This window comes from Terasakiella pusilla DSM 6293, from assembly GCF_000688235.1.
Lineage (GTDB): Bacteria > Pseudomonadota > Alphaproteobacteria > Rhodospirillales > Terasakiellaceae > Terasakiella > Terasakiella pusilla.
On the sequence record NZ_JHYO01000005.1, the window covers coordinates 62,450 to 86,875 of the forward strand.

The window sequence follows — 24,426 nt, forward strand, 5'->3', positions numbered from 1 at the left end:
GTTACTTTCCTTCAATATGACCTAAAAGAATTTCGTAAGTCATTGCACAATCTTTTTTCTGATCCAGATAGGTCATAACCTTACGCAGCTCTTTTGTATTCATGGCGCGATAGCCCGACTTGGGGGATTGGGCGCCGATGGATTTTAGGGCTTTTAAAAAGACAAGACCGTTTTGATAGTCTTGCTTTTTAATCCGGCTACTCACACCGATGGCGCGCCCTGTCAGGTCAAAAGATTGCGCTTGCTGTAAAGTTGGATAATCATGCAAACCAACAGGCAAAGACAACGCTTCAAGACAGCGACGCCATTCCTGAAAGCTTTTGCTGCCCAAGGTGGTGAAGACCATATGCCCTTTTGGACTAAGCAAGTCTGACAATCGACCAAGACCTGCAGGCAGGTCCGCAAACCACTGCATGGCGAGGCTACTGACAATCAGGTCAAACGGGCCTTCAAGTGTCGGAAACTCCCCATCCATCTGTTGAAAGGTCGCTTCAACGGCTACATTCTGACGACAGGTCTCCAGCATATCAGTGGACAAGTCCGTAACCGTCCATGTCGCTTCCGGGAAAACCTCCATCAGTTCACGGGTTAAAAAGCCTGTGCCACACCCGATTTCCAGAATATTGCTGACGTTGGTTAAATCCAAACTTTCAACATACTGACGCAATAAGTGCGCCGTCCACTTTTGGACCGGAGCTTCTTGTTCGTAGGTTTTGGCAGCCGTCCCGAACGCGTCTTGAATGAAGGTCTTATTCACGAAGTTTGATCCAGAAAATCACGTAATTGATCCGCAACCCATTTCGGTTGGTAAAGGGGGAGCAAATGATTGCCCCCTTTATAGCAGATGAGATCATGAGAAAAAGAGGCTTCTGACATTTTCTCAGGAACAATCAGATCTGCATCCCCGACCAACGCCCGTTTTGGGCAGGTCAGATTGCTGTACAGATTATGGACATCACATGTTTCCAGATAGGCAAGACCATCGGCCATGGCTTGCACGTCTGCTTCAGCGGCAAATACGGCACCTGTTAGGCCGCTATTTTTCATAAAGTCTGACCACACCGTTTCAGGCGTTTTGGTAAATTGTCGGATCATACGTTTTAAGACTCGTGGATTTACACCTTCGACAAAATCATCTGCAGCACAGAACTTCGTAAACCCATTGACCGACACCAAGCCTTTGAGGTCCGTCTTTCGATCCAACAGCCAGCATAGCCCCATAGAATGAGTAACATAAACCGCCTCAGTCGAGAGCCTCATATCAGGCTTGCCGTAAAAACCTAGATCAAGACTATGACAGGTGAAGTCCTGCAAATGCGCAATCACGTCTTGCCAGAAGGATTTATCAAAACCCCAGCCGTGCACGAAAATCAGATCAGCCATTTTGCAACGACCTGACCACATCACACAAAGTATCGATATCTTTATCGCTATGGGCGGCACTTAAGGCAAACCGGATGCGACTGGTGCCTTTGGGCACGGTCGGCGGGCGAATGGCGATGCCCAGAATATTTTGGGCCTCTAGCGCTTTTGCCAGCTCCAGCGTCTTGGTTTCATCACCAATAATCAAGGGGATAATCTGTGTGGAGGAGTCTGCGACATCAAAACCGCACTCACGGAAACTTTGGCGCACGCGCTCCGCATTTTTATGCAATCGCTGACGCTCGACCTCAAGGCTGGGCACAAGCTCTAAGGCCGCATCCATCGCCCCCAACACGGCAGGCGGCAGTGAGGTGGAATAGATCATGCCGCTGCATCGATTGACCAAAAAGTCCTTCACCGCCTTAGAACACACCAGATACGCCCCAAATCCCCCCAATGCTTTGGAGAAAGTGCCCATCTTAAAGGTCACATTTTTGCCCGCACACAGCCCATAACCGCGTTGTCCCAAAACGCCTGTTGCGTGGGCTTCATCGACATAAAGGTCAGCGCCATATCGTTCTGCAAGATCGATCAAAGCATCAATATCGCTTTGATCCCCGTCCATACTAAAGACACTTTCTGTCAGGATAAAACGCGCAGCCACTTGGTCTTCGTGTTTTTTAAGTAACTCTTCAAGGTGATTGAGGTCGTTATGGCGATACCGGATTTGACGCACGCCACCCGCTTTCAAGCCGTGGTGCATGCTGGCATGGTTTAAACGGTCGCAAAAGACCAATGCTTCCTGACCTAAAACGTCACGATCAAACAAGCTTGAGAGGATCGCCGAGTTGGCCTGAAAGCCGGAGTTGAAGACGAGTGCGGCTTCCCCCCCCTTTGCTTCGATCAAACGTTGCTCTACTTGTTCGTGCAGCTCCATCGTGCCGCAGACAAGGCGGGACGCCATGGAGCCCGTGCCCCATTCTTGCGTCCATAGCTGAGCGCGCTCAATCAACAAAGGGTGTTGCGCCAAGCCCATATAGTTATTGGACGAAAAGTTGATCACCTCGCGAGCGTTGATCATGGTACGTCCATTTAGGGTTTGACCCACAGGGCGTAACTGGCGCCTTAAACCTTTGCCACTCAATCCCTCGACATAATGGCTGTAGAGTTTATCAAGCGTCTGGCTCATGACAGAAAACCGTTTAAAGCGTCCATAAATTCGTGTGGTTTTTCTGCATGGAGCCAATGGCCCGCCTCAGCAATACTATGGAACTTTACCTTCGGAAACAGGTGTTTAATCAGTTGATGATGACTTGACTGAACATAATCGGACTGAGCACCCGTCAAAAATAATGTCTCGCCTTCATATTTTGAGTCGGGACGGATCGCAGGCACGCCAACAATACTGTCAAGTTCACGTCCCAAGACATCCAGATTGACCTGCCATTTTATGCCTTCGTCCGTTGAAATCAGGTTGCCCAGCAAGAAGGCCCGCACGGAACGGCTTTCAATCGCATCCGAAATTAAGGGATCAACTTGGCTGCGGCGCGAAACGCTGGACAGGTCCACCGATTGTAATTTTTCAATATAAGACTTAAAGACAGATTGCGGGTATTTTACGGGGGCAATGTCGGCTACGCAAAGTTTTGACACCCGCTCCGGTTGACGTAAAGCCAAGGTCATGGCGACTTTACCGCCCATGGAATGTCCAACGATATTGGCTTGATCCAGCCCCCGTTGGTCCAGAAATTCCGCAATATCATCCGCCATTTCCACATAAGACATGGTGTCTGTCCAAGGCGACGAGCCATGATTTCGCAAATCAACGGTAAGGATGCGATAGCGTCGCGCCATTTGTTTGGCAATGGAATTCCAGTTTTTTGCCGCGCCAAACAACCCATGAATGATGACGACCGGATCGCCCTCACCTATATCTTGAAATGCCAGTTCCATGCTTGCTTTTACCTTGTTTCAGTCTCTTACATGTCCTATTAGAACAGATCGACGTTAGCGTAAACTTTTTAATGGATTTTACCCATGTGTTCAAAAACAGATACACCTGAAGATATCGTGAATGCGCTTAAATACAATAGCGATGGCCTCATTCCGGCAATCGCACAGCAGCATGACACGGGCGAAGTCCTGATGATGGCGTGGATGAACAAGGACGCGGTTGCCGAAACCTTGAAGACAGGCCGTGTTTGTTATTATTCCCGATCCCGCAAGCAGCTGTGGCGCAAGGGTGAGAGTTCTGGGCAACAGCAGGTCTTGATGGATTTCCGCACAGATTGTGACCTTGATACGGTGCTGGTTAAAGTCGATCAAACCGGTGTTGCCTGTCACACAGGTCGTCGCAGCTGTTTTTCATGGGCGGCGCGCGATGGTAAGGTTGAAGTCGTGGAAGAGGTTATCACCTCCCCCGACGAACTCTATAAAAAGTAATTAAAGCCGTATCCCGCGATGAGCAGGCTCGACAGTTAGGTAGAAGGCTTTTTCTGCCGTTAATCGCGCCTGCCATTCAACTGCTGTGGGATAGCTTAATCCACGAAACAGGGCAACGCCATAAGGCGTGATACTGCGCACATCCTTGTCTTTAGGTTGGCGAAAGTCTATCTCCAGCCCTTGATAGGTGATCAGCATTTTTAAGGCAGATTTATCGGCCTCAAAACTATCCGGTAGCGGCTCGTTAAGACGAAAAACATAATCACGCGATTTAGTCTGTTTGATCAGCAGGCGTACATGATTGGCGATGTCGTTCACCAAAAACTTCTGGCGCAAACTTTCATCATCCTTCCCTGCCGACAGCCATTTATTCAACTCTGTTCGTAATCGGCTGTGTGCGGCTTTAAACTTGTGCGACTGAAACACCACGTCAGGGGCCTGATTAAAAAAAGTCTCAACGGCACGGATCGGACGGCGGCGCAAGACAACACCATTCACGTCCGGTTCGTGGATTTTGTCCCAGTGTTGATCTGTACGGCAATCAATCACCATCATTTTTTGCGGCTGTCCTCTATCCCCTCTCGGGCGCAAGTTCAACATTGAGGCAGGTGTGACAGCAGATGGTTTCAAGCTCATTTTTTACCTCGAATGATATCACGCATTAAAAAGCGCGCAGGATGAAGGGCTTCACGGATTTTATTTTCAATCGGGCAAGGCGTGCCGTTGATATAGGATGACAAGATATCAGCCAACAACGGCGCTGTCTGCACCCCACGTGCCCCCAGACCGCATAAGGTATAAAGCCCCCCGACGTATTCTGCCGGTGCAAATGTCCGTCGTTTAGGTCCGTGCCTTAAGGGGCCGTAGGTATCCATATACCACTCATGATCATAAACAGGGCCAACGATCGGCTGATGATCCGTTGTCATCGCACGAATGGAGGCGCGCCCGCCCTTAACCACAAGCCCGTCGGTGTCCATGACACTGGAGAGTGTTTTCAGGTTAAAGGCATGGCTCTCATCGCTTAAGTCTTCATAAGCATGATCAAAAAGGTCGGGCCATTTTTCAAAACTGGCGCCTAACACATGTTCCCCCTCGCGTGCGGGTAACATATAGCCGCCGTAAGAGACGGCATGGTCAAGCTGTGCGGTGTTGGCCGTGGTTTCAATATAGCTAACCTGCCCGCGCCGTCCATTCATAGCAAGATCGCTATAGCTATTGAGCGCCGCATTTTCCCCTGCGGTTGCCAGCACCACACAATCGCCTTCAAAGACCAGACCCTGCTCATCATATAGACGCCAGTGATCCGTTTTTTCTATTTTGCTGATAGTGCAGTCAAAGGTGACCTCCAGCGTGCTCGCGATCGTTTGGCAAAGCTGGGAGGGTTCGATACAGCCCGCTTTGGTAAACCAAAGGCCGCCTTTGGGCACATCCATCCCCAGGCGATTGCTTGCGTCCTGTCGCGTTAGAAACAACAAATCCCCATCTGGCAGAATGTTGCGGGCGATCATGTCTTTAAAACGATCTTCGTCTGCGTCTTCTTTCATCATTTGAAAGATACCGCGCGCACCATGCCACGGCGTCTCAGGGTAACGATCATAAAAACGCAAGGCATGCAGGTAAGCAATGGTATTAAAGCGACCGATCCCTTCCTGTGACAAAAACAGTTTGGGTTTTAAAAGGCCGATCCGGTTGCCCGATCCTTCTGATCCCGCATGGCTGTTGCGCTCAAAGACCTTGACCTCATGCCCATCTGCTTGCAATCGCAACGCTGCACACATCCCTGCTACACCTGCGCCAATGACAGCAATTTTCTTTTGGCATCCGTCTGTGGCATATCGCTGATACCACGGGGCTTTAACCTTTAGGTCTTCACCTTCAAACGTCCCGATCAAAGACTCACGTTTGCGCCCGAACCCACGGCGCTTGGTCATGCTAAACCCAACCTCCGCAAGGCCGCGTTTGACGAAACCTGCTGCGGTGAAGGTGGACAGGATACAATCCCTATGCGCCAACCGCCCGATTTCGTGGAACACTTCGGGGCACCACATTTCTGGGTTTTTAGCGGGGGCAAAACCGTCCAGATACCACGCATCAACCCTCGCATCCAAGTCGGCAAACATGGCGGCAGCATCCCCAAACATAAGGGTAAGTTTAACCTTGCCGCCTTGTAAGACAACGTGGTGAAACCCATGCGTTAAATCGGGATAAACCGACAAAAGTTCCTCTGCCTCTTCCTCCAATCCCTCAAAGGTTTTGTAGGCGGCGCGCAGTTGATCAGGTGTCAGGGGAAACGCCTCGACAGAGAGATAGTGCAAGCGGCAGGCTTGGTCGCTTTCTTTCCACGCTTTTAACGTCAGCAGAAAATTAAGGCCAGTGCCAAAGCCTGTTTCCGCGACTGTAAAATCGGTTTGCCCCGTCAAACGTTCAGGTAGGCCACATCCGTTGACAAAAACATACATAGACTCCGCCAGCCCATCATCAGCGGAAAAATAGACGTCATCGAAACGACCCGATACGGGTGTTTTTTCATCTTTCCAACTAAGCTCTGGGGAAGAAAGTTCACTCACGTCTATCTCTTTCAAAATTAAGTTGTTTTTTGCGGCATTTGACCCACATTATTAAATGTGGATTGGCAGGAAAGTAGGACAGATGAATCATATCATCAACCCACCCGATATAAACCCTGATACATACGGCTGGTCTGTGCGGGCCTTCTCCACCGTTAAACGTATGTTAGGGGTAAACATCAAACTTCATGCCTACGACAATCAGGTTGAAGACGGTCATATTTTCCTTTTCAACCATTTTGCCCGTTTTGAAACGTTTATTCCCCAATACCTGATTTATCAAGAGCAAAAGGCATATTGTCGCTCTGTGGCGGCAGGCGAATTCTTTCGCGGCAATGACCGTTTTACCCAATATCTATATGCTGTTGGGGCCGTCCCTAATGACATGCCCAACCTATTGACCTTTCTGGCGCGCGATATCCTAAAGGGGCGAAAAGTGATCATCTTCCCCGAAGGGGGCATGGTCAAAGACCGGCGCTATCTGGATACAAAGGGTAATTACTCCATCTTCTCCCCGTCCTCGCTCGAAAGGCGCAAACATCATACCGGGGCTGCCCGTCTTGCCTTGATGCTGGATATCTATAAACAGACAGTCCTTAAAACAACCGACAAATCCCTACTGGAAAGTTTCACCAATGAACTTGGACTGCCTTCTATTGATCAATTGATCAAACGCTGTCAGGAACCGACGCGTCTTGTTCCGTCCAACATCACCTTTTACCCCATCCGTATTAAAGACAATTTCCTGAAAGAAAGTGTGGAACGTTTAACAGGTGATCTGTCTCCGCGTTTTGCTGAAGAACTGTTGATCGAAAGTAATCTGGTTCTCAAACATACCGACATGGACATTCGTATGGGCAAGCCCATTGAAACATCCATGTATTGGCCGTGGTGGGAACGGCTGATCGTCAATAAATGCACCAACGGCATGTGCAGTCTAAGCGATCTGTTTAATCTGGGGACAGCCGGCGACAGCGTTAAAGAACGCTTTGTTGCACGACGACTGAAGATCAAAACTGAAGACCTGCGCGACCGGGCCATGCACCATATGTATGAACTTGTGACGGTCAATCTGTCGCATTTGGCCTCCGTTTTAATTTTGCATCTAATTGATCAAGGCGTGGATCGTATGTTACGTGCAGGATTTGTGCGTATCCTTTATTTGATGGCGCGGTATATCAGTCATGAACCCACCCTTCACCTACACCGTTCCCTTTTAAATGCTGAAGTCTATCGCGGCCTACAGGATGATTGCTGCGCAGAGTTTCAACAGTTTTTACGTTCAGCCGAGCATGCGGGATTGATCCGACAAGAAGATAAACAGATTATCTTCCTCCCCAAGCTGCGTGAAGAACATGATTTCAACAGTATTCGGATGACCAATCCGATCTGCGTCTATGCCAATGAATGTGCCTCTTTGCGCGGTATTACATCCGCATTGCATCGCGCGCTTAGCAACCAGCATACCCTCAGCCCCGATCAATGGGCGCAATATTACTTTGAAGACGACCTGCACGCCCATGAACAAGCCTTAGAAAAATACAGCAAACCGGAATATGAAGAGATCAACAGTCAACAGACGGCAACCCAATCCGGTGCCCCCTTCTTCTTACGGGCCGAGAACGCCAAGAACAAGCAGTTGTCAGTTTTGCTTGTCCACGGGCTACTGGCTTCCCCCGCAGAAATGAAAGCACTGGGTGAAGAAGTCGCGAGCCTTGGTTACACTGTCTATGGTCCAAGACTGGAAGGTCACGGCACATCCCCCTGCGACCTGCGGGAAAAGGGGTGGAAGGATTGGATGCGGTCTGTTGAACGTGGATATAATATCTTGTCCAACATCAGCGATCATGTGCTTGTTGTGGGTTTTTCAACAGGTGGGGCGCTGACATTACGTTTTGCGGCAGAACGTCCAGAAAAACTCGCCGCGATCTGCGCCGTCAGCACACCTTTAAAGTTTGCCAATCCAAACCTTAAATTTGTTCCGCTTCTTCATCATGCCAACAGATTGACTAAATGGATCCCGCAAAAAGACGGAATTTTGCCCTATATCGTCAACGAGTCAGAACATCCGGATATTAACTACAAACATATCCCAGTACGCGCCTTACAAGAACTGCGCCTGTTGGTCGCGGATATGGAGGACAATCTACAACGCATAAACGCCCCTAGTCTGTTGATACAAGGGGATAAAGAAACTGTGGTTAACCCGGACAGTGCGGGCCTGATCCGCGACCAGATGGTCGGGACAACCCCGCGCGTAATTATGGTGCCGTCCACCAGACACGGGATTATCACCGAAGATATTGCCGGCACCCGCCAGCATGTTATCGATTTTATTAATTTAATTGAAACACGGCTGAATTTAACCAAATCAACCCAGTCGATCAGTTGATCACAAAACGCAACCCACTGACATAAAGTGCGATAACGCCTACCCCTAAAGCCAAGGCCACGAATAGATTTTTCTTTTTCCGGTCAATCATCATTTTCTCCAAAGGCTACATTTGCCCTAAGTTTTCGTCATCCTGTTCAACATCACGAAAGCGATATTGCATGGAAACCAAAATTCCTTTTAAAGGGCGTAAAAACAAAAAAGACCCAAGACCGACAACAGGCACCGCCACCACAAAATGCACCCACATATGGGGCTGATAGGTAAACTCCAGCCACAGTGCCGTTGCAAGCGCAAGGATACCGACAAAAAATGTCGCTGCCACTGCGGGACCATCCCCCACGTCATGGGCGATTAAATTCAATTCACAAGCCGGACATTTTTCCCGAATGGAAAGGCCGTTAAAGAAAATACCGCCCTTTCCACACCGTGGACATTTACCGAAGAAACCCCACCAGAGGTGGGTTTTCAACGATTGGCTTTGCGAATTTATTGTGCGAAGAAAGCGGAGTTGCCCCACCAGTACACCCATACAAATAAGAAGATCCAAACAATATCGACGAAATGCCAATACCATGACGTTGATAGCAAGCCTACGTGCTGATCTTTGGTAAAGTCACCTTTTTGCAGACGAACGCCGCAAATAAATAGCGAGACCAGACCGACAAACACATGAAAGCCGTGAAAGCCCGTCGCCATATAAAAGACGGAGGAATAAATACCATCAGTAAAACCAAAGCCCGCTGCCCCATATTCATAGAGCTGCACGCACATGAAGACGAAACCAAGCCCAAACGCCCCATACACACCAAGGATCGCGCGTTTACGGTTATCCTTCATCAACCCTTTATGCCCCCACTCCAACACAAAGCCGGAGATCACAAGCAACATGGTGTTGATAAATGGCAGACCAAAGGTGTGGATCGGCTCGATCCCTTCCGGTGGCCAGACATCGCCTGCGGGACTGCCGCCCAAACTGGCGTTAAAAAAGGCCCAGAACCAAGCCACGAAGAACATAAGTTCTGACAAAATAAACAGACCGACCCCAAACTTAAGGCCAAACTGAACTTCCTTCGTATGGGATTTGTCTTTTTGCGCTTCACGGATGACGTCACGCCACCATACATACATGGTGTAAAGCACCAACAACAGGCCCGCCAGCATGACCCACGGCTGGCCTTCTTTCATATAATTGATCGCACCAACAGCCAGAACCACCGCAGCCACCGATGCCACAAAGGGCCACGGGCTGGGGTTCACCAAATGGTACGGATGTTTATTAGAGGTAGAAGACATGAAATGACCTCCTCGTCATAATTAACTTTTATCTTTTGCTTTATAGAACGTGTAAGACAGGGTGATGGTCTTGACTTCCTGTGCGTTGCTATCCTCTAAAATCGCGGGATCAACAAAAAAGGACACAGGCATATCAACCGACTCCCCCGGTGAAAGTCTTTGTTCGGTAAAGCAGAAACAATCGATCTTGTTGAAATACTGGGCGACCTTTAACGGTGTCACATTAAAGGTCGCCGTTCCGATTATATCCTGATCACTGAGGTTTTCTGCATGATAGGCGATCAAAGCATGTTCACCCAACGCGACCTCAACCTGTTTTTGGACCGGCTTAAACTTCCAATCCAGCGACGAGTTGACATCTGCGTTAAAACGAACCTGTATTTTGCTGCCTTTCAGGATATGTTCGGCCTCATTTTCCGCAACTTGCGGGGTGCCGCCATATCCTGTGACCTTACAGAAAAGCTGATAAAGGGGAACCGAAGCATAAGCCAGTCCCAGCATCATACACACAATGCCAACGACCGTTAGGCCGACGCGTCGGTTTGAACTTTGTTGCTTCGATTTATCCATTACTCAGCCGCCTCTTTGTTGTTCATGTTCGGTGGTTCTGAAAAACTATGGAACGGTGGTGGCGAAGAAACCGTCCATTCCAACGTCTTCGCTCCTTCCCCCCAAGGGTTTGCTTCAGATTTCGCACCGCTGGTGAAGGTTCTGATCACAACTAGGAAGAAAATAAGCACACCCAAAGCGGCAATGCCCGCCCCGATGGAGCTCACCATATTCCAGCCTGCATAGACATCCGGGTAATCTGGAATCCGGCGCGGCATCCCTGCCAAACCAAGGAAGTGTTGCGGGAAGAACAAAATGTTGACCCCCACAAAGGTCACCCAAAAATGCAGTTTACCCAGTGCTTCTGGATATTTGCGACCGGACATTTTACCGATCCAGTAATAGAAGCCGGCAAACATACTGAAGACCGCCCCAAGCGACAGCACATAATGGAAGTGTGCAACCACATAATACGTGTCATGGAACATGATATCCATGCCTGCGTTGGCAAGCACTACGCCCGTTACACCGCCAACAGTGAACAGGAAGATAAAGCCGATTGCAAATAACATGGGGGTTTCAAAGGTCAACGACCCGCCCCACATGGTGGCAATCCACGAAAAGACCTTTACCCCCGTTGGCACCGCGATCAGCATAGTAGCTAACAAGAAGTACGCGCGGGTATCAACGTCCAGCCCGACCGTATACATATGGTGCGCCCACACGACAAATCCCACTGCGCCGATGGAACACATGGCATAGGCCATGGCGATATACCCAAAGACAGGCTTGCGGGAAAATGTGGAGACAATATGACTGACAATCCCGAAGGCAGGCAGGATCATAATATAAACTTCAGGATGCCCGAAGAACCAGAACAAGTGCTGCCATAAAATCGGATCACCGCCGCCTTCCGGCGCAAAGAAAGTGGTCCCGAAGTTACGGTCTGTCAACAACATGGTCAAAGCGCCTGCCAATACTGGCAAAGACGTCACCAGCAGAAAGGCTGTCACCAGCATAGACCAGACAAACAAAGGCATTTTATGAAAGGTCATGCCCGGTGCGCGCATATTAACGATGGTCGTAATAAAGTTAATCGCCCCCAGGATGGAGGAGGCACCCGCCAAATGCAGACTGAGGATCGCATAATCCACCGCTGCCCCGTCATGGAAGATTTGGTTACTTAAGGGGGGATAAACGGTCCAGCCCGTCCCTGCCCCGCCGCCGATCAGCACGGAACAGCCCAAAAGGACAGTCGCGGCCACCAACAACCAGAAACTGATGTTGTTCAATCGTGGAAAGGCCATATCCGGGGCACCGATCATTAAGGGGACAAACCAGTTGCCAAACCCACCGATCAACCCCGGCATAACGACGAAAAAGACCATAATCAAACCGTGACCGGTCACGAGCACATTATAAAAATGCAAATCTTCGATAAATTGCAGGCCCGGCTGGGTTAGTTCCAGCCGCACCATCATGGACATGGCCCCACCAATCACCGCCATAACAATGGCGTAAATGATGTACATGGTGCCGATATCTTTATGGTTGGTGGAATAGGCCCACCGCTTCCAGCCCGTGGGTGCATGATCACTCATAGTTAACCTCCCCCGTCGTCATTTGGGCAACCTTAATTGATACTGGTTGCTGTGTTTGTGAATATTCTTCTCTGGCCTCAACCAACCAAGCGGCATAATCAGCCTCACTTAACGCCTTCACAGCAATGGGCATAAACCCATGGTTCACCCCGCACAGTTCGGAACACTGCCCGTAATACATGCCAGGTTCGTTAATACGGACCCAGGTTTCGTTTAAGCGTCCGGGGACCGTATCAAGCTTAACCCCTAGCGAAGGAACGGCCCATGAATGGATCACATCCGTTGAGGTCATCAACAGGCGGATGTTTTTACCTGCTGGCAAAACAAGGGCCTTATCAACGGTCAAAAGACGGGGTTGTCCTTCTTCAAGTTCATCATCTTCAACAATGAAACTGTCAAAAGCCATGTCATCCTCGTCTGGATACTCATAGGACCAATACCATTGATGCCCGACGATCTTGACCGTCATATCCGCATCTTCGGTATGATCGAGGAAGTAAAGAACACGCAAAGACGGGATTGTGATCATCACCAAAATAAGAACGGGAATAACCGTCCAAATGATCTCCAGCTTTGTGTTATGCGTGGTGGTCGAAGGCGTTGGATTGGCCTTGCGATTAAATTTCACCACCACATAAATCAGTAAAAACAGCACAAACAACGTAATGCTGACAATGATCCATAAAAGTAGATCATGGAAATCGTGTAATCTCTCGGCAGATGGAGAAAATGCCCCCTGAAAACCAAGTTGCCACGGTTCTGCCATTTGGGCAGACGCGGGCACTGCGATAACAGTTATCACCCCTGTTATGAAGAGATACAAAAACTCTTTCTTTAACATTAAAAAACTCCGAATTAATATTGTTCGAAAACCTTATTCTTTCGAAAAGTCGGCTTTTAAATTGGCAAGTGAACGTCCAAGATGACGACCAAGAAAAGCCCACCCAGATATTTCATTGATGCAAAGAAGTTTGTCATTGCGGTCACCTCATCGGGTGATTTGATCAAATCCCAATTGCATTTAAGCAGGTATGCGCCAAGACACGCTGCGCCGACCCCGTAGATATTGCCTAATTCCCCAAGGAACCACGGCAACAGACTGGACGTGACCAACAAAATGGTGTTGATCAAAATGATTTTAGAAGTCGCGATATTACCGACTACAACAGGCAACATAGGCACGCCCGCTGCGGCATATTGATCCTTAAGACGGATCGCCAATGCCCAAAAATGTGACGGCGTCCAGAAAAACAGGACAAGCGCCAATAATGTCGGCAAAAGCCACTGATCGGGATTAACCGCTGCTGCGCCCGCCATCACGGCAAAGCTCCCTGCAAGTCCCCCGATCACAATGTTTAGCCAATTGCGCCTTTTCAACCAGATCGTGTAAACGACCCCATAAAAAAACGCACCCAAAAAGAGGTGCGCAGCAACAACCGGATTAAACACATAAGTCGCGATAGAACATCCTAGGCCAAGAAGTCCGGCCGCAATCCAAAGCACTAGATTAGGGCGTTGAACACGACGCTCGGCAAAGGGTCTCTTTTGCGTCCGCGTCATCAACCTGTCGATGTCACGGTCATAAAAGTGATTGAAAATACTAGATGAGGCAGACCCCATCATCATTGCGATCACCAACATAACAAGGTGGCCCCAATCGACCTGTCCCTGTTGCACCGTGGCGAGGTATCCCGTCACGGCTGTTAATGCAATCATTACACCAATTCGCGGTTTGGCGAGTTGAATGTATCCTCCCATTATAAACCTCATTTGTTGTGGTTTATTATATTTTTATGAAACCTATAATAGCTTTAAATTAGAATAACTTCAAAAAGAAAATTGATCTTTTTACTCAACTATTCCAAGACAATCAGTTTTGTGCGCATTTTATTATGCTCAATCCCGCAGTATTCCGTACATCCTATGGGATAAACACCTGGTTTTAAATTTCGCAGATTTACTTGATATTTCTTGTTTGGCTGTAGCAAAATATCAACAGATTGCCCCATTGCCTCTCTTGGTAAATGGAACCCATGCTGGATGTCGGCAGTTGCCAAATGCAAAATATAATCCCGACCTGCCTGTAGGGTAATTTCACTTGACCATTTCCATTGCTGAGCCAGTAGATACACTTCCCCTTCTTTGGGTTGTATCTGTTCGGCTGCCGCAATAAAAGCACCAATATCATCAATGGGTTGAATTATCACACCTGATAAATCCTTTTCAGTTGCCGCAAACAGCTTCCACCCTAAAAAAAGTGCGATCGCGCAAATGAGGGGGAGAAAGATATAGTCCGATCGCTTCATCCTACCCTCCGTGCCGACATCATCCATTTTAGTGTCATGATGACAAATAAAACACCACCAAGAACGGCGATGATTCCGCCAATGCCCATCAACCCCATGCTTAAAACTTTTTCCAAACTATCCAATGCTTGGGCATCACCGGAAGTTTTGCGCGGCACTCCCATACTGCCCGCTAAAAACATCCCGCTGGCGTGCATAATCTGTCCAAGCCCATAGAGCCAGTATTGCGCAGTGAACAGCCGCCCTTCGCGTACCGGTACTTCTATCGCCGGTAATAAAACCCGATGATAAAAAATCATAAATGATAGGTTAATCCCGCCAATCACCGCGTGATAATGCGCAGGCACCCGTGTATCAGTCCCATCCAGCAACAAGCCATAAAGCCCCCCCAAATTATAGGTAATCAGGGATAACCAAAAAACCTGTTGAGTAAGGCGATCAAGCTGACGCCGTTTTTCTGAAACGAGAAAACGGATTAGCCCTAAAGAAAAAATCAAAGACGGCAACAACAGCCCGTAGCGAAGGAGGTCCGTATAGAAATCGCGATGCACTTGCCCTAGTACATCAAAAATCAAATATGTAATTGGCGTTGGCAAAACAAAGACGACAAGAATACCAAATGTCAGGACCACATATGGCGGGGACAATATGGGATCGCGTGCCACAAACTGCCATGCCAAAAACAACAATGCCGTATTCACGAATTGAAGCACATGCCCGCCGCCCCAAAACAGCCGCTCGTTATAGGTTGGACTGCTCAGGCCGTCCGGCAGATAAGAATAGGCCAAGGTGAAGCAAATTAAAGCAATGATATATAAAATCGCGGTGGCCTTTTGGCCATTAAAGCCACTCCGCATGATCATCTGGCGCACAGCACATATCAAAAGCCCCGCTGCAAGTAGGATAAGACCAAGGTAATAGAGCCAATGGGTCATCACGGGGACGTAGTTGTTTAATTCGGCCTCTCCCAAATCAAGCAAAGCGGGGAGGATAAGGCCCAAACAGCCCGCAACCGCCAACAAAAGGGCAAATCCCCCGATCTTACTGTGCGCGTCGTCGCCTTGTTGTTGTGCGAGGCTATAGGCCCAAAAGGCGCCCATTGTCGCCAAAAACCAAACAACAAAGGAAAAAATAACGTGTGTGACCAGTCCCTTATGGAAAAAGCTCTTCCATGGCCAAGGGAGAATATCTTGCACATAGGGCGTGCGGGAGAACACCAATAACAGGGCAAACACCCCCGCAATGGCCAGAGCAATGATGGAGATCAGGCTCCAATATCTATATTCCTCACGTAATGTCATGCCGCCACATAGATATGAAAGGCCATAACATAGACGACAATGCCGGAGGCGCAGACAAAGGCCCAGACCGGAAAGGTGTAACGGGCAATCGCTTTATGACGCCCATATTCTTTTTTGACCAAGGCGCGCCAAACAGTCATGATGATCATTACCAAGGCAACCGCAGCAAAGGCGATATGGGTAAATAAAATGCTGAAATATATCGTTCGCACCCCACCCTGCCCGGCAAAAGGTACATGACCGATATGAGCATGATAATAGAGGTAGGATACAAGAAAGACGCTGGACACCACCAAAGCTGAGATCATCAGTTTTTTATGCAATTCCGTCTTACCGGATTTTATCGCAATAAACGCAAGACTAATCAGAACGAGTGAAATGGCGTTGAGTGAAGCCTGAAAATGCGGCAGTACGTCCAGAATATCCATATTATCTCCGTGTTTCAAAAATCAGCCATGTCAATGCGCTAAACAACAACAGGCCAAATGCCTGATGCAAAGAGGCAAGCGCAGTGGGCACAGAATGCAAAAGTGTCAAAATTCCCAAAGTTGCCTGCACGCACACCAGCAACGCAACCGCTTTAGCCGCGCGCGATTCCCTGTTACAGGCAAAATAAACAAGACACAAAATAAAGGTCACTACAGCCAAAACCCGATGCTGAAACTGCACCGTCGTTATATTCTCAAAGTGATTGAGGTAAGCTGGACTGTGGCTATAAAGCCCATTCGGGATAAGGTCCCCGTCCATTAAAGGAAAAGTATTATAGGTCAGCCCTGCGTCCAGTCCGGCCACCAATGCACCGGCAAGGATTGTCACAAAGCCCAGCCCCCATAGTCCAAGCGCTGCCCCATTTAAACCACGTACCTGCCTACCTTTGTAATAGGACAGCCCCGCCCAGACGAGCATACTATAGAGAATGAAAGCAAAACCAAGATGCGCCATTAAGCGGTATTGGCTGACCTCCGGGTCATCGACAAGCCCGCTTTTGACCATATACCAGCCCAAAACGCCTTGCGCACCGCCCAGCAAAAACAAACCAACCAACGGCAGGCGCATAGATTTTTCAATCCATCCTTTGAGCAAGAAGATAAGTAAGGGTAGACCAAAGGCCAAGCCGATCAAACGGCCCCAAAGGCGGTGTAAAAACTCCAGCCAAAAAATCCCCCGAAACCCATCAAGGTCCATGTCAAAGTTAAATTCTTTAAACTGTGGTGATTGTTTATAAAGATCAAAGATCGCCTGCCATTGCGCCTCATTTAGCGGTGGCAGCCATCCTGTGATGGGGCGCCAGTCAACCATGGACAAACCGGACCCCGTAAGTCGGGTCAATCCGCCCAACACCACCATCACAAAGACCATAAACGCGACCCCGAACAACCATAGCCCAATGAGGCGCCGGCTGTTCTTACTCGTATCCCCCTTCACGTCAGATTACTGATCCTGAGGGACAAGGTCGCGATAGGCATGCCAACTGGCGTACCCTAAGACTGGCATGGCAATGATCAAACCGATAAAGAAGGTTGCAAGCCCAAACCACGCGATAATAGCGATGGTAAACGCCCAGCTCCACATCACATGACTGTTTTTCATCACGGTTTGGGCACTATAGCGCATCGCTTCAAAGGCACCAACATCCCGATCCAGGATCATGGGAACAGATACCGCGGTTAAAAGAAAGACCATGGCGGCAAAGAACAAGCCAACGACAGAGCCTGAAACAAGGAAGACAATGCCGTCCGTTCTGCTCCAGATGTCTGTCGTCAACGTTTCAAGCGTCAACGAAGCATTGCCCATCATGAGGGCGTACATAAAAATGGCAACCCGTGTCCAGACCAACATAATGATCAACAACACAAAGGCCATAATCCCCAACCGACGGGGACTTGCACGCCATGCACCACAGGTGCTGAGGAACGTCGGCTTCAGTCCTTTTTCCCGTTGACGCGAGACTTCATACAACCCGAGGGCCAGCCATGGCGCAAACAAAATAAAACCGCCAGACAGCGGTAAGATAAAATAGGTTAAATCAAGTGAATTCAGACCCCAAAAAACAGCATAGCCGACAGCCACAAAAATAAGGCCGTAAGTTAACCCAACTGTGGGTGCCTCGATAAAATCACGCCAGCCCTGTTTGAGCCATTTTGCTGGCGCTTCAATGTGTACTTTGTTTGCTTCGACCGCATGCCCTGCGTGGGGATTAAGTGCATTAGACATATATGCCCCCTGTTTTATACTTATCGTAGTCCTAAAGAACTTTAGAACAATCCTAACATAGAAAAGATCGTTCACGTATCTTTTTTATGACATTGGGCTTACCACTTGATTGTGCAACCCTTTTTTGTGCATAACTGTTAGACCTCCTACATACGAGAGAGATCGGACAGTCATGCAAGACGATATTCAAAACAAACTTGCCCTCATGCAGCAAAACTTTCGGCAGAAGTTGTGGGACGTAGCTTCGGATCTACAGACATGGCAAACCGCGGATCGGTTTGATGACCTTTTATTCCTCACTCATAAATATGCGGGCAGTGCAGGTACATTTGGACTTGGAGAAACAAGTGAGCGTTTGAAAGAGTTCGAGCTTAAACTAAAACAGCTCCCCCACCCTGTTTCGGATGAAGAAGCTATTAAACTTTATCAAGAGGCAAGCGCCCTGTTAGGCACGGAGCAAAAAAACGACTAGGCCTTCTGCCACAACTCGTTGACCTGCTCGGACAGTGTCATAGGATCAAATGGTTTGGCGATTACACCAACCGCCCCAAGGTCCAAAAAGCCTGCGATATCTTTTTCCATAAGCTTTGCCGTTAGAAAAGCAATCGGCATGTCTTTAAAGGCATCGAGTTTCCGAATTTCACCGTAAGTCGTCGGACCATCCATCTCCGGCATCATGGCATCCAAAAGGACCATATCCGGTTGAAAATGCGAAATTTCAGCCAATGCTTTTTCGCCGCCTTCAACCACCAGCACCTCAAAACCACCGACATTTTCCAGAACCAGCTTAGCAATATCACGGATATCGGGTTCATCTTCCACATACATTATCTTTTTAAGCTGCTTATCCATATTTTAACCGGTGATCTTTCATATCTGGCGAAATGTTAATACTAAAGACGTATATACCTTTAAAGCGTTCCTTAGGAAAGGCGTAAAGCTGTTCCCACCTCTAGATCTTCCAACCAATCCAAAAAGCGTTCAATATCTTTGCCTTGATAGATGGCCCCATGCTGTGGACATAACAAGTCAATATCGAGCTTACGCACCCGGTTTAGCCACGCCTGTTTAGCCCGTTCAGAAGGCATCCAGCGTTGATGGAACGTTTTGATCTGTTTGATGTGTTTATCAAAATCTTCGACAAACAAGGGATCATCAGCGCCATTTAATCCCCCACCGACATCACCGCTAAACAAAATCTTGGAGACGGGGTCATAGACGCTAAAATTACCGGAAGAATGCATATAGTGCGCCGGGATAAAATCCAGCTCAATCCCATCCATCTTGAACGTCCCGCCTTCATCCGCAATGGGTTTGTAGGTGATGTTATTGCAGCCATAATGGCGCAAAAACCCTTCCCAAATCCACGGTGCATGCAAGGTCGCGTGCGGCAAGGTCTTATCCCACAATCCCAATGAGGAAATAATGTCAGGATCTTGGTGGGAGGCAAACAAATGGGTGATTTGTTCTACCGGTAAATAGTGCACCACAGAGGCCAACATAGACGAAAACAACTCGATCCCGCCCGGATCCAACAACACCGCTTCCCGCGCTGTTTTGATCAGATATTGGTTGGTATCAACAATTTTCTCGCCTTTGTCAGGGTCACGCCCAAACACAATCCATTCATGGGTGGCACATTCAAAGAGCTTCACGGTTTGCATGTTATTACCTGATCTCACCTATTTAGAATTTAGGACTTTGCGACATTCTCGCACGATAGCCCGGATGTTCTTTGCCGCCTGCTCAAACTTTGCAACGATGGCTTCGAAATTTGCGCGATAAAGTTTTGAAACGGTGGCAGCTTCCAGACGCGATGTAGATGTCACAACATTGGCTGCCAACATACGACTTTCAATTTCTTCCAAGAGCTCGTTTAATCGACGCACGTTGCGGAGCAAGTTTTGTTGATAGGAATGCAGATCCTTTTCCGCACTGCGCAACGCTGGCTCAAAACTATCACGATAAATGGCATTTCCAGCCTTTTGCTTCGCCCCGTTGAAGTGGTTCACCGCTTCATTACCGCGCAACGCGATTAAAGAAGCTTTAGAAATACCCAACGCCTCCCGGTTGATATCATCCACCAGACGAATGGTATCATTGGCAAGTTCAACCATATAATCCGTGATCGGCTTAAAGGTCCGCACGTTTTCACCTGCGCGCGCGACCAGTGCTTTGGCGTTCATTGCTTCCAAAGAGATGTTTTTGGCTTCTTTCAACACAAAACCCAACCTCGCGGACACTGCAACAGCAGTGATGAAGAAGGTTGTCTTTAATTCGGTGTTTTGTCTCATCAACTTCCCAACAGGCCATATAATGTCGAAAGAATAATCCAGCTTAGCCGATATAACCACGATATAGCGCAGCAAACAATAAGTGATGCTTAAAAAATTGGATATATGTCCGAAATTTATTGCGAAAATGTGGGTAATCGGGCAGGTTTAAAGAAAATGAAAAAAGGGTTTGTCTTGAGATGGCTACATTAGTTTCTTTGTTCGTCGTTGACGCAAATTCCACAATCACGCGATCCTTTGATTTCCTGTCGAGCAAAGGCCATAACATCATTACGGTTTCCAGCCTTGATGAAATCATTGCTGAGCTGGAAACACCAGATCAAATGGTTGCAAGCGTCACTCTCTCAATCCCGGAAAATCAAACTGAATTTGAAGGCCGCATCCGTACCATCAAGCGGCAGGAAAAAGCCAAGTACATCCCCTTCATCGGCGTTTTAAAGTCGGGCTGTCATGCAGATGAGGTCTGCCGACAACCGTTTTTTCACATTCTTGAAGAACCCATAGATGAAAACATCCTTCTGCATACCATTGAAGCTGCCCAATCGGACTTTAAACGCTACAATGCGCTGTTAAAAGAAGTGAGTTCACGTACCTCTGCGATCGGTTTGATAAAATCCGGCTCTTTTCGGCTGCAAACACTTGGGCAAGCAGAGGCCCTAACGACCATGCTATCCCTCGCCTGTCCAGAACCATCGGTGGTTGCCCTTGGCTTGTCCGAGTTGTTGGTCAATGCCATTGAACACGGCAATTTGCAGATCAACTACCAGCTAAAATCCCAATTGCTTGAAAGTGGCCAGTGGGAAAAAGAAATTACCTCGCGCCTCGCCTCCAATACCTACAAAGACAAGTATGTTGAAGTGGTTTTTGAACGGCTGTCAGATCGCATTGAAATTACAGTGACAGATCAAGGCGATGGTTTTGACTGGCGCAAATTTATAGAATGTGATCCATCGTTAAGCACCGACAAACACGGTCGCGGGATTGCGATCGCCATTGCAATGGGCTTTAACAAGCTCACTTACAATGACAAAGGCAATCAGGTCATCGCGACAATTAATCTGTAAGAAATTACTTCTTGCGAATAAAAGACACAGTCGTCAAATCATCCGGTATGGGATGAACTGCACTTTTCAAAAACTCGTCCAAGGTTTTGGGCAGTATATTTTCGAAGCCGTCTTTCGCGTATTGTTGTACGCGAGACATCAGGCCGACCTCTTCCCACATTTTGCCATCCGCATCCGGTGACTCGATCAGCGCATCGGAATAAACAAAAACAAAGCTGTTTTTCGGAAAGGCGACGACGTTGTTTTCATATTCATAGCTTGTGACGATACCAACTGGCAAACCGGCCGTATCGAGAAAACGAATATCATCTACCGCCCCACTCTCGCCAATCAGTACCGGTGGCGCAGCCGCAGAGGCATAGGTCAATGTATCTTCAGACAAATCGATGACCGCCCAAAATAGCGTCGCAAACTGTTCCGGCGACAGAACCTTAGTCAAATGGGCATTGACGGCATGAACACATTCTTTTGGGTTGCCCCAATCAAGGTTACTCTCGTTAATCAGGGTATGAAGTCTAAATGTGTTTAAGGCCGACACCACCCCATGACCGGAAAAATCGATGATGAAAAAGCCGACACGATGCTCATCAATCTGTTGTAATCCCCAAAGGTCACCCCCCAATTCGGAAGATGCTTTCCAATGGTTTTGGATGACAAGGCCGGACGCTTCTTCAACGTCACGGATGCAGTTTTCTGTCGGCAACAAACTTTCTTGAATGACGCGGGCCGAGCTGAGCTCTGCCTCCATCCGGGCTTGATAGGCCTTTTCTTTACGCTGCAAGATCAGGTTTTGCAGTTGTAATTTAACGCGCGCAACCAGCTCATACACATTGATCGGTTTCGAAATAAGATCGTTTGCACCAACCTCGAAGACCTCCGCACGTTCCTGCGTTGCTTCCATACCTGTTTGGATCAAGATCGGGATTTGAGCATGTTTTTTACTTTTACGAATACGTCGGCAAACTTCAAAGCCATCGGTACCCGGCATGACAATATCCAGAATAATCAAATCGGGTTCTAATTCATCCAGTAACTCAAGCGCATGGTCACCACTTTCTGCTGTATGCAGGTTTTTATAACCGGCTTTTTGCAGACAGGTCTTGATAAGTGTGCGAAGAACAGCGACGTCATCGACGATTAAAATTTTACAATCCGCGAGCTCATCAAATTTGACGACTTCTTCCGTGCGAGAAACTCCCCCCTTTAGATAAGACAGATTATCATCCATTGGCTCGACTGTGGCAACAGGAGAAAAGACAAATCCGCAAGTTTTAGCTAGAAAAGCTCAATATCATCCGTGTCCTCTTGAACCATGTTGCTCTCTGTTTCCGGTGCAACTTCAGCAAATAAAGTTGAACATTTATCAAACAAGGCATGTTTAATGAAACGTTCTCGAATCTCGCCTAACTGAATGTCAGAAACCAATTCTTCAATCCACCGGTCTTCGACCTGATCTTGTTGAGATAAAACGACCTTTTCAAGGGTTTCATCATGCATCTTTACAACCAAGGCCGCCACGGACTGCAACGCATCGCTTATGACCGTCAGGCGTTGGCTCGTTCGATCTTGAAACTGCAAAAGCGTGACAACCTCTTCAAAGCCCTTGGCCACCATTTCCGCTTGGCCTATCATCAGGCGTTGATGAAGGATATTTGCTTCATTGCGAACGAGTACATCTTCAAAAACGGCAAAAGCTTCGCACGGTTGCCCATCTGTGCGGACAGCATTGCTCAGTATTGTGAAATTTTGTCGAACTGTCTCTGTTTCAACAAAGTCGAACTTACCTAACTCTGTCGCTAATTTCTTGGCGCTATCTGCCAGCCCCAAAAAGCGGTCTGTTAAAGACTCAACACTTTCTTCAACCAGATCACACGCGATGATAATTTCATGTGACAGTGCCAGCAACGCGCGCCGCTGAACCTGTGACAACCGACACCAATGCGCCAAAAATTCTCTTTCTAGAGTAACGTCTGACTGTGTCATGATGGCGCACAACATTGTTTGACCAATTCGCCGGCGATGTCTTTCAAATCAAGCTGAAGATCAATTGCGCCTTTTTCAAACGCGGCCTTGGGCATTCCGTAAACCACGCAGCTTTTTTCATCCTGACCGATTGTGTAAGCCCCATTACTTTTTAACTGAAACATAGCTTCCGCACCATCTTTTCCCATGCCGCTTAACATGACAGCAACAGTCTTATCCGCTGCAAGCTTCACGACCGAGGCGAACAAGACGTCGACAGATGGCATATGACCGCACACCTTACCACTATCCGCCACGCAGCAGTGATAGCCATCTGCGGCCTTTTCCAGGGTCAAATGCGCATCACCGGGCGCAATATAGACATGCCCCCTTTCGACAGTCATCCCATCTTGGGCCTCAACCACCGTAACTTGGCATAACTGGTCTAATCGACGCGCGAAGTTCGCCGTAAATTGTTTTGGCATATGCTGAACAATCAAGATGGGGGGCATATCTGCAGGCAGTGCTTGCAATACGCACCTCAAGGCCTCCACCCCGCCGGTTGAGGCCCCCATTACAATTAATTCCCGATTTGAAATACAATGGGTTTTCTGGTCTATTGGTGCAATCGACGCAAAAGTGTCTGCGTCATAAGGTTTGATCCGGGCCTGAGCTGCGATCTTTACTTTACTGATCAACTCTTCAGACATGTCTTCCAAGGACGACTGGATATCATTTTGCGGCTTGGCAACAAAATCCACCGCCCCGATTTCTAACGCCTGAAAAGTGATATCCGCCCCCGCCTGCGTGAGGGACGACACCATCAGTACCGGCATCGGGCGCAGGGACATAATTTTTTTCAAAAACTCAATGCCATTCATCTTGGGCATTTCAATGTCCAGCGTCAGAACATCAGGGTTTAGTTTTTTGATCAACTCGCGTGCTTTATGGGCGTCCGGTGCTGTACCGACCACGTGAATATCCGGGTCGCGTTCTAAAATCGTCGTTAACAGCTGCCGGATAAGCGCACTATCATCCACAACTAAAACAGAAATAATATCTGACATGTTGAC

Annotated in this window: 27 protein-coding genes; 4 read left to right on the forward strand and 23 right to left on the reverse strand. The window is 48.2% G+C overall.

The annotated features are described in order from the left end of the window. Position 1 precedes the first annotated feature (1 nt). The 4 genes from Q397_RS0104625 to Q397_RS0104640 are packed head-to-tail and all read right to left on the reverse strand — an operon-like array spanning position 2 to position 3,315. The gene (locus tag Q397_RS0104625) at positions 2-757 is read right to left on the reverse strand and encodes a methyltransferase domain-containing protein (protein WP_028878409.1); all 756 of its coding nucleotides are present in this window, start codon (positions 755-757) and stop codon (positions 2-4) included. Then, positions 754-1,383: an alpha/beta fold hydrolase gene (locus Q397_RS0104630; protein ID WP_028878410.1), complete on the reverse strand. Its 630-nt coding sequence runs from the start codon at positions 1,381-1,383 to the stop codon at positions 754-756. The genes Q397_RS0104625 and Q397_RS0104630 overlap by 4 nt, the downstream gene beginning before the upstream one ends. Next, positions 1,376-2,551, reverse strand: coding sequence for an 8-amino-7-oxononanoate synthase (gene bioF / locus Q397_RS0104635; RefSeq protein ID WP_028878411.1), 1,176 nt, complete (start codon positions 2,549-2,551; stop codon positions 1,376-1,378). The genes Q397_RS0104630 and bioF overlap by 8 nt, the downstream gene beginning before the upstream one ends. Next, positions 2,548-3,315: an alpha/beta fold hydrolase gene (locus Q397_RS0104640; protein WP_028878412.1), complete on the reverse strand. Its 768-nt coding sequence runs from the start codon at positions 3,313-3,315 to the stop codon at positions 2,548-2,550. The genes bioF and Q397_RS0104640 overlap by 4 nt, the downstream gene beginning before the upstream one ends. An 84-nt stretch (positions 3,316-3,399) precedes the next feature. On the opposite strand from Q397_RS0104640, the gene hisI reads away from it, so the two are divergent. Continuing rightward, positions 3,400-3,804, forward strand: a complete 405-nt coding sequence (hisI, locus tag Q397_RS0104645) for a phosphoribosyl-AMP cyclohydrolase (RefSeq protein ID WP_028878413.1) — start codon at positions 3,400-3,402, stop codon at positions 3,802-3,804. Here hisI and Q397_RS0104650 read toward each other — a convergent pair whose 3' ends face one another. Both Q397_RS0104650 and mnmC read right to left on the reverse strand, forming a co-directional pair. Further along, positions 3,805-4,440 (reverse strand): DUF1826 domain-containing protein, encoded by a 636-nt coding sequence (locus tag Q397_RS0104650; RefSeq protein ID WP_084148937.1) that lies wholly within the window; start codon positions 4,438-4,440, stop codon positions 3,805-3,807. Continuing rightward, on the reverse strand, positions 4,437-6,374 hold the full coding sequence (mnmC, locus tag Q397_RS0104655) for a bifunctional tRNA (5-methylaminomethyl-2-thiouridine)(34)-methyltransferase MnmC2/FAD-dependent 5-carboxymethylaminomethyl-2-thiouridine(34) oxidoreductase MnmC1 (protein ID WP_028878415.1): 1,938 nt from the start codon (positions 6,372-6,374) through the stop codon (positions 4,437-4,439). The genes Q397_RS0104650 and mnmC overlap by 4 nt, the downstream gene beginning before the upstream one ends. An 82-nt stretch (positions 6,375-6,456) precedes the next feature. On the opposite strand from mnmC, the gene Q397_RS21115 reads away from it, so the two are divergent. Continuing rightward, positions 6,457-8,766: an alpha/beta fold hydrolase gene (locus Q397_RS21115; RefSeq protein ID WP_038012867.1), complete on the forward strand. Its 2,310-nt coding sequence runs from the start codon at positions 6,457-6,459 to the stop codon at positions 8,764-8,766. A 106-nt stretch (positions 8,767-8,872) separates the two neighbouring features. On the opposite strand, the gene Q397_RS0104670 is transcribed toward Q397_RS21115, so the two are convergent. The 11 genes from Q397_RS0104670 to Q397_RS21120 all read right to left on the reverse strand — a co-directional run bounded on the left by Q397_RS0104670 (position 8,873) and on the right by Q397_RS21120 (position 18,033). Continuing rightward, positions 8,873-9,238, reverse strand: a complete 366-nt coding sequence (locus tag Q397_RS0104670; RefSeq protein WP_028878416.1) for a DUF983 domain-containing protein — start codon at positions 9,236-9,238, stop codon at positions 8,873-8,875. Between the two features lie 17 nt (positions 9,239-9,255). Beyond that, positions 9,256-10,062, reverse strand: a complete 807-nt coding sequence (locus Q397_RS0104675) for a cytochrome c oxidase subunit 3 (protein ID WP_028878417.1) — start codon at positions 10,060-10,062, stop codon at positions 9,256-9,258. A 21-nt stretch (positions 10,063-10,083) separates the two neighbouring features. Beyond that, positions 10,084-10,632, reverse strand: coding sequence for a cytochrome c oxidase assembly protein (locus Q397_RS0104680; RefSeq protein WP_028878418.1), 549 nt, complete (start codon positions 10,630-10,632; stop codon positions 10,084-10,086). Further along, positions 10,632-12,212: a cytochrome c oxidase subunit I gene (gene ctaD, locus Q397_RS0104685; RefSeq protein ID WP_028878419.1), complete on the reverse strand. Its 1,581-nt coding sequence runs from the start codon at positions 12,210-12,212 to the stop codon at positions 10,632-10,634. Before ctaD ends, Q397_RS0104680 begins: the two co-directional genes overlap by 1 nt. Then, positions 12,205-13,053, reverse strand: a complete 849-nt coding sequence (coxB, locus tag Q397_RS0104690) for a cytochrome c oxidase subunit II (RefSeq protein WP_051609718.1) — start codon at positions 13,051-13,053, stop codon at positions 12,205-12,207. The genes ctaD and coxB overlap by 8 nt, the downstream gene beginning before the upstream one ends. Positions 13,054-13,109: 56 nt before the next feature. Next, positions 13,110-13,982 (reverse strand): heme o synthase, encoded by an 873-nt coding sequence (gene cyoE, locus Q397_RS0104695; RefSeq protein WP_338056272.1) that lies wholly within the window; start codon positions 13,980-13,982, stop codon positions 13,110-13,112. An 86-nt stretch (positions 13,983-14,068) separates the two neighbouring features. After that, positions 14,069-14,518, reverse strand: a complete 450-nt coding sequence (locus Q397_RS0104700) for a cupredoxin domain-containing protein (RefSeq protein ID WP_028878422.1) — start codon at positions 14,516-14,518, stop codon at positions 14,069-14,071. Then, entirely contained in the window at positions 14,515-15,819 is a 1,305-nt protein-coding gene (locus Q397_RS0104705; RefSeq protein ID WP_028878423.1) for a cbb3-type cytochrome c oxidase subunit I, read from the reverse strand. Before Q397_RS0104705 ends, Q397_RS0104700 begins: the two co-directional genes overlap by 4 nt. Next, complete coding sequence (locus Q397_RS0104710; protein ID WP_028878424.1) at positions 15,816-16,247, reverse strand: DUF420 domain-containing protein; 432 nt, start codon at positions 16,245-16,247, stop codon at positions 15,816-15,818. The genes Q397_RS0104705 and Q397_RS0104710 overlap by 4 nt, the downstream gene beginning before the upstream one ends. Position 16,248: 1 nt before the next feature. Further along, entirely contained in the window at positions 16,249-17,244 is a 996-nt protein-coding gene (locus Q397_RS0104715; protein ID WP_028878425.1) for a COX15/CtaA family protein, read from the reverse strand. 6 nt (positions 17,245-17,250) lie between these two features. Continuing rightward, positions 17,251-18,033 (reverse strand): DUF2189 domain-containing protein, encoded by a 783-nt coding sequence (locus Q397_RS21120; protein ID WP_051609720.1) that lies wholly within the window; start codon positions 18,031-18,033, stop codon positions 17,251-17,253. A 172-nt stretch (positions 18,034-18,205) separates the two neighbouring features. On the opposite strand from Q397_RS21120, the gene Q397_RS0104725 reads away from it, so the two are divergent. Beyond that, positions 18,206-18,505, forward strand: a complete 300-nt coding sequence (locus Q397_RS0104725) for an Hpt domain-containing protein (protein ID WP_028878426.1) — start codon at positions 18,206-18,208, stop codon at positions 18,503-18,505. Here the strand turns inward: Q397_RS0104725 and Q397_RS0104730 are convergent. From Q397_RS0104730 to Q397_RS0104740, 3 genes are all read right to left on the reverse strand, one after another. Further along, positions 18,502-18,885: a response regulator gene (locus Q397_RS0104730; protein ID WP_028878427.1), complete on the reverse strand. Its 384-nt coding sequence runs from the start codon at positions 18,883-18,885 to the stop codon at positions 18,502-18,504. The genes Q397_RS0104725 and Q397_RS0104730 overlap by 4 nt on opposite strands. 71 nt (positions 18,886-18,956) lie before the next feature. After that, complete coding sequence (locus tag Q397_RS0104735) at positions 18,957-19,697, reverse strand: oxygen-binding di-iron domain-containing protein (protein ID WP_028878428.1); 741 nt, start codon at positions 19,695-19,697, stop codon at positions 18,957-18,959. Between the two features lie 18 nt (positions 19,698-19,715). Continuing rightward, positions 19,716-20,327, reverse strand: a complete 612-nt coding sequence (locus tag Q397_RS0104740) for a hypothetical protein (RefSeq protein WP_028878429.1) — start codon at positions 20,325-20,327, stop codon at positions 19,716-19,718. A 179-nt stretch (positions 20,328-20,506) separates the two neighbouring features. Between Q397_RS0104740 and Q397_RS21125 the strand changes: the two genes are divergently transcribed. Next, positions 20,507-21,391: an ATP-binding protein gene (locus Q397_RS21125; RefSeq protein ID WP_051609721.1), complete on the forward strand. Its 885-nt coding sequence runs from the start codon at positions 20,507-20,509 to the stop codon at positions 21,389-21,391. A 4-nt stretch (positions 21,392-21,395) separates the two neighbouring features. Here Q397_RS21125 and Q397_RS21130 read toward each other — a convergent pair whose 3' ends face one another. Genes Q397_RS21130 through Q397_RS0104760 form a run of 3 tightly spaced genes read right to left on the reverse strand, consistent with a single transcriptional unit; the run spans position 21,396 to position 24,420 of the window. Then, positions 21,396-22,619, reverse strand: coding sequence for a SpoIIE family protein phosphatase (locus Q397_RS21130; RefSeq protein WP_051609722.1), 1,224 nt, complete (start codon positions 22,617-22,619; stop codon positions 21,396-21,398). 47 nt (positions 22,620-22,666) lie between these two features. Further along, the gene (locus Q397_RS0104755) at positions 22,667-23,374 is read right to left on the reverse strand and encodes a hypothetical protein (protein ID WP_156950634.1); all 708 of its coding nucleotides are present in this window, start codon (positions 23,372-23,374) and stop codon (positions 22,667-22,669) included. Beyond that, entirely contained in the window at positions 23,371-24,420 is a 1,050-nt protein-coding gene (locus tag Q397_RS0104760) for a protein-glutamate methylesterase/protein-glutamine glutaminase (protein WP_028878431.1), read from the reverse strand. The genes Q397_RS0104755 and Q397_RS0104760 overlap by 4 nt, the downstream gene beginning before the upstream one ends. Positions 24,421-24,426: the final 6 nt, after the last annotated feature.

What these genes read in the sequence shown, in the direction of transcription:
- ctaD (WP_028878419.1), bottom strand. Translation starts at nt 12,212, where the DNA reads ATGAGTGATCATGCACCCACGGGCTGGAAGCGGTGGGCCTATTCCACC.
- Q397_RS0104705 (WP_028878423.1), bottom strand. Translation starts at nt 15,819, where the DNA reads ATGACATTACGTGAGGAATATAGATATTGGAGCCTGATCTCCATCATT.
- Q397_RS0104675 (WP_028878417.1), bottom strand. Translation starts at nt 10,062, where the DNA reads ATGTCTTCTACCTCTAATAAACATCCGTACCATTTGGTGAACCCCAGC.
- Q397_RS21120 (WP_051609720.1), bottom strand. Translation starts at nt 18,033, where the DNA reads ATGTCTAATGCACTTAATCCCCACGCAGGGCATGCGGTCGAAGCAAAC.
- Q397_RS0104755 (WP_156950634.1), bottom strand. Translation starts at nt 23,374, where the DNA reads ATGACACAGTCAGACGTTACTCTAGAAAGAGAATTTTTGGCGCATTGG.
- Q397_RS21115 (WP_038012867.1), top strand. Translation starts at nt 6,457, where the DNA reads ATGAATCATATCATCAACCCACCCGATATAAACCCTGATACATACGGC.
- Q397_RS0104730 (WP_028878427.1), bottom strand. Translation starts at nt 18,885, where the DNA reads ATGGATAAGCAGCTTAAAAAGATAATGTATGTGGAAGATGAACCCGAT.
- hisI (WP_028878413.1), top strand. Translation starts at nt 3,400, where the DNA reads ATGTGTTCAAAAACAGATACACCTGAAGATATCGTGAATGCGCTTAAA.
- Q397_RS21125 (WP_051609721.1), top strand. Translation starts at nt 20,507, where the DNA reads ATGGCTACATTAGTTTCTTTGTTCGTCGTTGACGCAAATTCCACAATC.
- Q397_RS0104710 (WP_028878424.1), bottom strand. Translation starts at nt 16,247, where the DNA reads ATGGATATTCTGGACGTACTGCCGCATTTTCAGGCTTCACTCAACGCC.
- coxB (WP_051609718.1), bottom strand. Translation starts at nt 13,053, where the DNA reads ATGTTAAAGAAAGAGTTTTTGTATCTCTTCATAACAGGGGTGATAACT.
- Q397_RS0104700 (WP_028878422.1), bottom strand. Translation starts at nt 14,518, where the DNA reads ATGAAGCGATCGGACTATATCTTTCTCCCCCTCATTTGCGCGATCGCA.
- cyoE (WP_338056272.1), bottom strand. Translation starts at nt 13,982, where the DNA reads ATGAGGTTTATAATGGGAGGATACATTCAACTCGCCAAACCGCGAATT.
- Q397_RS21130 (WP_051609722.1), bottom strand. Translation starts at nt 22,619, where the DNA reads ATGGATGATAATCTGTCTTATCTAAAGGGGGGAGTTTCTCGCACGGAA.
- Q397_RS0104740 (WP_028878429.1), bottom strand. Translation starts at nt 20,327, where the DNA reads ATGAGACAAAACACCGAATTAAAGACAACCTTCTTCATCACTGCTGTT.
- Q397_RS0104630 (WP_028878410.1), bottom strand. Translation starts at nt 1,383, where the DNA reads ATGGCTGATCTGATTTTCGTGCACGGCTGGGGTTTTGATAAATCCTTC.
- Q397_RS0104680 (WP_028878418.1), bottom strand. Translation starts at nt 10,632, where the DNA reads ATGGATAAATCGAAGCAACAAAGTTCAAACCGACGCGTCGGCCTAACG.
- Q397_RS0104650 (WP_084148937.1), bottom strand. Translation starts at nt 4,440, where the DNA reads ATGAGCTTGAAACCATCTGCTGTCACACCTGCCTCAATGTTGAACTTG.
- Q397_RS0104640 (WP_028878412.1), bottom strand. Translation starts at nt 3,315, where the DNA reads ATGGAACTGGCATTTCAAGATATAGGTGAGGGCGATCCGGTCGTCATC.
- Q397_RS0104735 (WP_028878428.1), bottom strand. Translation starts at nt 19,697, where the DNA reads ATGCAAACCGTGAAGCTCTTTGAATGTGCCACCCATGAATGGATTGTG.
- bioF (WP_028878411.1), bottom strand. Translation starts at nt 2,551, where the DNA reads ATGAGCCAGACGCTTGATAAACTCTACAGCCATTATGTCGAGGGATTG.
- Q397_RS0104760 (WP_028878431.1), bottom strand. Translation starts at nt 24,420, where the DNA reads ATGTCAGATATTATTTCTGTTTTAGTTGTGGATGATAGTGCGCTTATC.
- Q397_RS0104725 (WP_028878426.1), top strand. Translation starts at nt 18,206, where the DNA reads ATGCAAGACGATATTCAAAACAAACTTGCCCTCATGCAGCAAAACTTT.